An 8,408-nucleotide genomic window follows, 5' to 3' on the forward strand; every position below is an offset into this window, starting at 1 on the left:
TTTTTTTAGTCCCAACGTTTATTTTTAGGGACTAAGTAACGGAAAAAGACAGTAATAAGTGGGAAATATTAGTCCGCTTATAACAGTTAAAAACAAACGAAAAAACAAACGTAAAAATTTTTACGTTTGGCGAAAGGAAAATAAAATGAAAGAAAGTTTTGAAATATTAGCACTAATTGCTTGTTTTGTAGCTATACTTTTTTTAATAAAAGAGTTAATCAGGCAAGGAAAAATCGCAAACGAAACCGTAAAAGATGAAAAACTTAAATTTGTTTTTGGCCAAGTTTTAGACCTGGCAGAAACTATAGTAAATAGCTTGAATCAAACAGTAGTAGAACCACTAAAAAATAGTGAAAAACTAGAATTTGATAAAAAGGCACAAAAAGAAGTTTTAGAAAGGGCAAAGGGCAGAATTAAGGACAATTTAGATGCAAAATCAAAAGACTTACTAAGAGCCTATCTAGGATCAACAGAAAAAGTAGATGATTTTATAAAAGATGCTGTAGAGTCTAAAGTTTACGAATCTAAGAAATAATAAAAGCATAAAAAGTTTGATTTTAGGGCAACCTAAAGACGGTACAAATATAACACAGAAAAGAGGAACTCCGAAATTTTACAACACCAAAACCTACCTTGTACTGGGGTAGGTCTTTTTTTATGCCAACTTTGAAGTATAATAATTTAAAGGCAATATCTCGGAGTCACTGATAGTGGTGGCTCTTTTTTATGCACAATATTTATGGATATTTTGAAATAAGAAATCCTTAAGTGCAATTTAAGACGAAGTTTTAAACTATAATTTTTTGGGTATAATAATATTAAGTAGATAGTCATAAGGTACTTTACTTTAAGTGACTGTAAATAATAACGTATAAAGGGTCCTACATTGTAGGATTTTTTATATTGAGTATAGTATAAGTGACTAGTCGGAAAGCAGGAAAGTCCCCCTGTGAGTAGTGGAAAGATAGATGTGTCTATCAAGGGCAACCATATTCTATCCAATCTTTGTTGATTTGGGTGTGAGTTTGAGTGGTGAGGAAAAAGCACTTGTGAAGGATTAATGCTGGCAGATGACGCTATGTACCTGGGGCGCTTTTTTATTTGACGTTTTTTAAATACCATGCTATACTATAGGTAGTTAATGATTTTAACAACACAAGTCGCCTACTTGTATAAAAAAGGCGTGGATTGAAATATTGTTTTATTTAAAGAACACAATCTTTATAGGAAGAGGCTCCCTCCTGGGGGCCTTTTTCTGTGCTTATTTTTAAAATCTTCATATATAGAACTTTAGATAAAATCTTAAGAGTGTAATTGTATGGACAGATAATTTAAGAGCCTTAGAACTCAAAATACGAACATTTGTTTAAAATTCAACGTTTGTAATTTTATATTTATTTATTTTTTTAGAAAAGTTGGCTAATTGAATTATTTTTTTGATTTTACTTGCAATATATAACGTATACGGTATATTAATAATGTAAGAAGATACTAACAACAAAGGAGATTTTAAATGCTAAATAAACAAAATTATTGGATAGTGGAATTTAATGAATGCGGCGGCGACGTAAAAGACTATCAAGGATTAGAAGTTACAGAAGAATTATTAGATGAATTTAAAATATTAGATGAAGAGTTACGATTAAAAGATGATGGTTACTACAAGTTTTATTTTGACAAATATGTAGATGGAGTGAGGGAGTCACACATTAGAATAGATATAGGAAGTGGTGTAAAGAGAAATCAAAGCAGATACGATATATTAACTGATGACCTCAAACATCAAAATTATTTATTAAATATTTAAAAAATTACTTGACGTATATAACGTATACGGTATAATGATAATGTAAGAAGGGACATAACATAGGAGGTATAAAATGACAATGGAAAATGCACCAAAGGTAATGGAAAAAGATTTTTTGATGGAAGTTAGAAGGATTAGAAAAGAGGTTGACGGCATAAGCAAATATATAAGCCTTACTTATGATATTAGACCACTTATAAAGATGGAGCTAAACATAGCTGGCACAGGATCTATGGACTTAGAAAAGGTAGATAAATTCGCCGAGGATCTAAAGAAAATAACAGAAATTGTAAAGACCTTTAAGTATGAAGGTTACGAACTAGTTTATGAAATGTAAAAAAAGCTTGACAATATATAACGTATACGATATAATGAAAGAGGATAAAGGAGATATAGAATGGTAGTATTAGACGATGTTAAGGTAACAGAAAAAGAACTAGAAATCATTAGAAAGCTTATTGAAAATCACAAATACCACTTTATAAGAAAAGGAATTGTAATTTTCAGAAATATCTACACAGGTGAAATCACAATCGAAAATCAAGTTATATACTTTGAAGATAATGGTGTGAGGTTCAGCAGGTGTCAAGACGAAGAGTTGCTATGGTGGTATGAAAGATTTGACTGGGAGCTAAACGGCAAAGACGATAAAAAAATGGCTGAAGAAGTAGTGAAAAACATAAGAAAAATAGCTAGGGTAATGTAAGTTACCCTAGCTCAATAAGCAAACAATAAAGGAGGATAAAAATGGCAAAGCAATTCACCACAGAAGAAATTATAAAGGCACTACAGGATTATTCAAGCATGGAATTTATGAACGGTAGATACGGCGAAGGAATTTATTATTATATTCACTTAAACCTTGATAGCCTAGAACTTGTATCAAGCCAAGGTTGGAACGTAGAAAGCTTTAACACAGAATATCATGGTTTGATTGACGAGGAAGACGACTTATACAGCTGGGAAAGTATGGAAAATGAAGATTTTGTCGAGGTTGCAGAAGAATTAAAAAATCAAGTAAATGAATTTATAAAAGGTTTATAAGGAGAAACAATGGCGAAAAAGGAAACAAAAAATTTAACATCACGACCACAAATTGAAGCGACTAGGAGGTGGGAAGAAAGAAACCGCCTCCACGCTAGAAAGAAAAACTACCAAAGGTCAGCTAGATTGTTTGTTAGGACCTATGCAGACAAGGACGATATGGACGAATTAAACGAGATATTCAGCAATGAAAATCCTAATTCAAGCGAAGATGAAAACCAGGAATTAAAGGAGATTGAAGATGACAAAGCTTGATGCAAAAAACAAATTCTGGGAAATTTTCAAAGAAGAAGAATTGATTAAGATGTTTGAGTTATCACTTGATGCTCTAAAACCTAAATTAAGCAAGTACGATATGTATGACCACTTTAAAAGCCTATGTAAAAAAGAGTGTATATGCGGTAAGTTTTGGAATGTTAATGATGAATTAGATAACTGGAGATCGGAATTACGTGAAGTAGACGAAAGCGGTGAGCTTTACAAAACTTTAAAAACAATGCTTCTTACTTACTGGATAGCACAAATCACCTTAAAACTAGATAGGAAACAACAGTATGCTTGGGAATATGTCAATATCTGCAAGGAAGAATTAAGCAAATATATGGATTTTTACGACTTGCTAAAATGTGTGCAAAAAGTAGAGGAAGATAAAAATATCCTTCTAAACTTTTTAAAGGAAAACTGGAATGAAGAAATAGAATTTGAAATTAACGATATTAAATGGATTATCGATTATGAAGATACAAAATTAAATTTACGTAGTAATTTAGAATTTAAACTACAAAATGAAATTTACGGCTATTACTACAATACAAAAATATTCAATTTATATAGCTAACAATGATATAAAAATTAAAAATGGGTACTAATAAATAAAGGAGTGCAATATGAAGAAGATAATTAATGGTAAAATGTACAACACAGAAACAGCAACAGTAAAGGGCGAATATTCAAACAGTTATTCAGTTAGTGATTTTAAATACTTTGAAGAAACTCTTTATCAGAAAAAGACGGGCGAGTTTTTCTTGCACGGCGAAGGTGGACCATTATCACCATACAAGGAAGTGTTAGGAGATAGCGGAGCTACTGGCGGTGAAAAAATCCTTCCGTTAAGTCTAGATGAAGCTAAAAAGTGGGCTGAAGAAAAGCTAACAGCAGATGAGTATATAGCAATATTTGGTGAAGTAGAAGAATGAAAGCTGATCCTATAAGGATTGGTGATAAATTTGGTGAATGGATTGTAATAGATAGGGCTGAAAAGCCCTATTATAGTCTTTGCAGGTGCTCTTGTGGAAATGTAAAAGAAGTTAATAACTCCACCTTAAGGCTTGGCAAATCTAAGTCGTGTGGGCATATAAAAGCTAATAGGATTGCTAAGACAAGCCGTGAAAAATCAGAAAAGGCTTACATAGGTAAAAAATTTGGCAAGCTATATGTAGTAAAAAGAGTGAACTCTACAGGTGCATCTAGGTATCTTTGCAGGTGTGATTGCGGAAATGAAATAATTGTAGAGGGCAGGAAATTAGGAAGGCGTGTATATTCTTGTGGTTGCCTGAAAAGCGAAAACTCAAAAAAACTAATGGAGAAAATAAAAAGCGAGGGCCACAATAGGTTAAAGGATCTAAGAGTAGATGGCACAAACTTATCAAGTCTCCACACCAAAGTCAAGAAAAGCAATACTAGTGGTTATACAGGCGTAAGCTATGACAAAAGAAGCGGGAAGTATAGAGCTTATCTTACCTTAAATAGAAAGCAAATATCACTAGGTAATTACAACACAGCAAAAGAAGCATATAAGGCCAGGCTTGCTGGTGAAGAAAAATATTATAAACCTATACTAGAAAAGTATAGAGATAAAATCAATAAAAAATAGGAGGTAAATTGCCTCCTATTTTTGCGTTATACTTTAGTACTATACTCCGCTTGATGCTACAAAAATGCTACATACACGTCATTTTGTATCCTTTTTTGTCCCTTTATACCGTTTTGATAGAATAATTATTCTTTATATCCGTTGAAATCTTCTTATATCTGTTTTTATCTTTGTATAAATATTATATGGTGCGGGATAGAAGATTTGAACTTCCACGACCTAAAAGCGGTCACAAGATCCTTAGTCTTGCGCGTCTGCCAATTCCGCCAATCCCGCATAGGATTACTAATAAATAATACTATATTTTCTATAACTTGTCAATATATTTTTGAATTTTGTGTAAAATTTTCCTTACAAATTTCAAAAAAATTAGGTTTTATCTGGGGATATGATATAATAATTTTGAGGTATATATGATTAAAAAATGTTTTGCAAAGATTAACCTAAGCCTTGATATTATCTCAAAAAGAGCCGATGGTTACCATAATATCGACACTTTGATGGCTAGGATTAATCTTTTTGATAAGTTGGAAATAGAAAAAACTACCGATGGGAAATTTTCCTATGAGTCTAATATTGACCTGGGAAAACTTGAAGACAACTTGATTTTTAAGGCTTATGAGTCTATGAAAAATATAGCTGGGGATAGGGCAACAGGTATTAGGGTAAAGCTATCAAAAAATATACCAGTTGCGGCTGGTCTAGCAGGCGGCTCTACCAATGCGGCTGAAACTATGAAGGCCCTTAACGAACTTTGGGATTTAAACCTTTCTACAAGTAAGCTTATGGATCTTGGGGCGAAATTGGGGGCTGATATTCCATTTTTCTTCCTCAAGGGGGCGGCTCGTGCGACTGGTATTGGGGAAATTCTTGAGCCTTTTGCTATCAAGACTCCTCTCAAGGTTCTTCTGGTTAATGATGGGACAAGCATTTCTTCTGCCCATGTTTATAAAAAAACCAAACTTTTTGGCAATATTGATAATTCGCAAATCGTCAAAGGGTTACAAGCAGGAGATTGGTCAGTTGTAGGTGATTTTGAAAATGTAATGGAAGATGTAGTTTTGAGGGACTTTCCTCACCTAAAATCTGTTAAGGAAAATCTTATTAAGCATGGGGCTATAAAGGCGCTTGTTTCAGGATCTGGTGCTTCTATTTTTGGGATTTTTAGGGATGATAATAGTCTTGATAGGACCTATGAAGAGCTAAAAGACGCCTATAATTTTGTTAGGAAGGTGGATCTGATTGATGACTAATATAGGGATTTTTGATTCAGGTCTGGGTGGAGTTGCAGTTTTAAACGAGCTTGCCAAGAGAAATAAGGCTAATTATTTTTATCTCGGAGACAATCTTAGGGTCCCTTATGGAAATAGGTCCAAGGCAGAGATTACAAAGTTTGCGACAGATATTGTTGATTTTCTAGAAAATTATGACATAGATTATTACATTATCGCTTGCAATACAATTTCTGTGACCTGTAAGGATTATCTGAGGGAAAAATATGCCAAGAAATTTATTACTATTGCTGAGATGGCTGTAGAGGCAGCACTTGGTTTTGAAGGTGATTATTTGGCTCTTGCGACAAAGGCAACTATTGATAGCCACTTTTATAAAAATACTATTGAAGGCAAAAAATCCTGTCATGTTTATGAGTCAAAGGCCATTGACCTGGTAAATTTAATTGAAGCAGGGGTCTTAGATGGGAAGACACTTAATGACTCGATAGATGAATATTTATCCATTGCTAACGAAAAACAAATTGCTAATATTATCCTTGCCTGCACTCATTATCCAATAATAAAGGATAAAATCAGGGAAAGGCTAAGCTACAAGGCCAATATTATTGATCCTGCTGTTTACCTAGCGGAAAAAATTAGGACTGATGATATGGAAAATGTGGTGAATATTTTTATGACAAAAGAAAGTCAAGAAACTAGTGATTTAATTAATAAAATTATGGAAGTTGATTATAAACTTAGCTTTATAGGAGGTTTGTAAGATGATTTACGCAATTATGGATATTGGCTCAAATACCGTCAGACTCTCAGTTTACAAGGAAAAAGATGGACAAGCTGTTAATTTGTTTTCTGAAAAAGACCAGGTTTCTCTAAAATCCTACGTCAAAGACGGCAGGCTTAGTGAAAAGGGAATAAAGAGGTTGTATTCAACACTTTCTAAGTTTAAAGCTGTTGTGGATAACTTTGATGATATTGATGAAGTCCATCCTTTTGCTACTGCAACTGTGAGGGATGTTGCAAATAGGTCTGAGATTTTAAACCTTATGAAGGATAAGCTTGGTCTTGAGATAGAGATTTTATCCGGTGAAGAAGAGGCCCAGCTCGCTTTTGTGGGTGCAGCTGTTTCTACTGATGTCAAGGAAGGTGTCCTTTGCGATATTGGTGGTGGTTCGACTGAGGTGGTTTTGATTGACCAGGGCAAGGTTATCAAATCTTCTTCCCTATCAATCGGCTCGCTTTCCGCCTTTAATGACTATGTTGACGGACTTTTTGCCAATAAGTCAAGTAGGAAAAAAATAGAAAATCGCCTTGAACAACTTTTTGATGATGCTTCTATGTATAGGGAAGAATTCAACGTTTTATCAGCAGTTGGCGGATCTAGCAGGGCAGCCCTTATGATATATAAGGAATTTTATGGTCTAGATGATGATGTTAGAACTATGGTTGCAAAAGAATTTGACACCATGGTTAAGGATATTATTAAAAAATCTGATAAGAAAAAAATGCACCTTATCCTTGATATCAAGCCAGATAGGATTCACACAATTCTGCCAGGTATGATTATTATGAATAAAATATGCAAATTTTTCTCTGTTGAAACTATCAAAGTTAGTCAAACAGGAGTTAGGGAAGGATATGTCTATAGCAAACTTTTAGGAAGGAAATAGGCATGAAAAATTTTACGCAAAATAGGGAATTGTCTTGGTTGGATTTTAATAACAGGGTTATAGAAGAAGCCATGGATAAGACGGTACCTGTTCTTGAAAGACTCAAGTTTTTATCAATTTATGATACCAACCTAGAGGAGTTTTTTATGGTGAGGATTGGGTCGCTAACTGACTTATCGAAACTTAAAAAACAACCTATCGATAGTAAATCAGGAATGACAGCTATTGAACAAATTGATGCTTGCCTTAATAAACTTTTGCCAATGTATGAAAAGAAAGATCAGATTTATAATGACTTGGTCAATGATTTGGCAGATGTAGGTATAAATATACAAAAAGTAGCAGACCTTGATACTAAGGCGAGAGACTTTTGCCAAGTATATTTTGATACAAAAATCGAACCGATATTGTCTTTTCAAATAATAGATAGGGTCCATCCCCTTCCTAGACTTGCCAATCTGAGCCTATCTGTAGTCTTTGATTTGGTCAAGAAAAAGGCTAAATCGTCAAATGCTAAGGAAATTATCGGCATAATCTACCTACCAGAAAGACTTAATAGGTATGTTATGATTTCCGATAGGACCTATGTTCTTCTTGAAGATATCATCAAAGAGTGTGGAGCTGGAGTTTTTGAAGGTTACAAGGTAAGAAATTCTTTTGTAATGAGTCTTACTAGAAATGCTGACATCTCCTATGATGACGATGATTACGATGTTGAGGAAGACTTTAGGACCTATATGAAGGGCAAGCTCAAAAAGAGAAAGAGGTTAAATCCAGTTAGA

The 8,408-nt window shown here is 33.7% G+C and carries 12 protein-coding genes, 1 tRNA gene and 1 pseudogene; 13 read left to right on the forward strand and 1 reads right to left on the reverse strand.

Annotation, left to right across the window (positions count from 1 at the left end):
• The first annotated feature begins 145 nt into the window (after positions 1-145).
• The 9 genes from RQ893_RS01720 (at position 146) to RQ893_RS01760 (ending at position 4,724) form a co-directional block, all read left to right on the forward strand.
• Positions 146-535, forward strand: coding sequence for a hypothetical protein (locus RQ893_RS01720; protein WP_308653128.1), 390 nt, complete (start codon positions 146-148; stop codon positions 533-535).
• A 978-nt stretch (positions 536-1,513) separates the two neighbouring features.
• Positions 1,514-1,807, forward strand: coding sequence for a hypothetical protein (locus RQ893_RS01725; protein ID WP_308653129.1), 294 nt, complete (start codon positions 1,514-1,516; stop codon positions 1,805-1,807).
• A 73-nt stretch (positions 1,808-1,880) separates the two neighbouring features.
• On the forward strand, positions 1,881-2,144 hold the full coding sequence (locus RQ893_RS01730; protein WP_308653130.1) for a hypothetical protein: 264 nt from the start codon (positions 1,881-1,883) through the stop codon (positions 2,142-2,144).
• A 60-nt stretch (positions 2,145-2,204) separates the two neighbouring features.
• Entirely contained in the window at positions 2,205-2,513 is a 309-nt protein-coding gene (locus RQ893_RS01735) for a hypothetical protein (protein ID WP_308653131.1), read from the forward strand.
• Between the two features lie 41 nt (positions 2,514-2,554).
• Entirely contained in the window at positions 2,555-2,851 is a 297-nt protein-coding gene (locus tag RQ893_RS01740; RefSeq protein ID WP_308653132.1) for a hypothetical protein, read from the forward strand.
• A gap of 9 nt (positions 2,852-2,860) precedes the next feature.
• A complete protein-coding gene (locus RQ893_RS01745) occupies positions 2,861-3,106 on the forward strand; it encodes a hypothetical protein (RefSeq protein WP_308653133.1) in 246 nt (81 codons plus the stop codon).
• Positions 3,093-3,689 carry a hypothetical protein gene (locus RQ893_RS01750; protein ID WP_308653134.1) on the forward strand — a complete coding sequence of 199 codons (597 nt, stop codon included), beginning with the start codon at positions 3,093-3,095 and terminating at the stop codon, positions 3,687-3,689. The genes RQ893_RS01745 and RQ893_RS01750 overlap by 14 nt, the downstream gene beginning before the upstream one ends.
• Before the next feature lie 49 nt (positions 3,690-3,738).
• A complete protein-coding gene (locus RQ893_RS01755) occupies positions 3,739-4,047 on the forward strand; it encodes a hypothetical protein (RefSeq protein WP_308653135.1) in 309 nt (102 codons plus the stop codon).
• On the forward strand, positions 4,044-4,724 hold the full coding sequence (locus tag RQ893_RS01760) for an AP2 domain-containing protein (protein ID WP_308653136.1): 681 nt from the start codon (positions 4,044-4,046) through the stop codon (positions 4,722-4,724). Before RQ893_RS01755 ends, RQ893_RS01760 begins: the two co-directional genes overlap by 4 nt.
• A 186-nt stretch (positions 4,725-4,910) precedes the next feature.
• Here RQ893_RS01760 and RQ893_RS01765 read toward each other — a convergent pair.
• Positions 4,911-5,000: transfer RNA gene (locus RQ893_RS01765), tRNA-Leu, on the reverse strand.
• 137 nt (positions 5,001-5,137) lie between these two features.
• On the opposite strand from RQ893_RS01765, the gene ispE reads away from it, so the two are divergent.
• The 4 genes and pseudogenes from ispE to RQ893_RS01785 form a co-directional block, all read left to right on the forward strand.
• Positions 5,138-5,977, forward strand: coding sequence for a 4-(cytidine 5'-diphospho)-2-C-methyl-D-erythritol kinase (ispE, locus tag RQ893_RS01770; RefSeq protein WP_311481333.1), 840 nt, complete (start codon positions 5,138-5,140; stop codon positions 5,975-5,977).
• Complete coding sequence (murI, locus tag RQ893_RS01775) at positions 5,970-6,719, forward strand: glutamate racemase (protein WP_311481334.1); 750 nt, start codon at positions 5,970-5,972, stop codon at positions 6,717-6,719. Before ispE ends, murI begins: the two co-directional genes overlap by 8 nt.
• A gap of 1 nt (position 6,720) precedes the next feature.
• Complete coding sequence (locus tag RQ893_RS01780; RefSeq protein WP_311481335.1) at positions 6,721-7,626, forward strand: exopolyphosphatase; 906 nt, start codon at positions 6,721-6,723, stop codon at positions 7,624-7,626.
• A 2-nt stretch (positions 7,627-7,628) separates the two neighbouring features.
• Positions 7,629-8,408, forward strand: a pseudogene (locus RQ893_RS01785) (RNA degradosome polyphosphate kinase); the annotation flags it as partial.

This window comes from uncultured Anaerococcus sp. (assembly GCF_963510915.1).
Lineage (GTDB): Bacteria > Bacillota > Clostridia > Tissierellales > Peptoniphilaceae > Anaerococcus.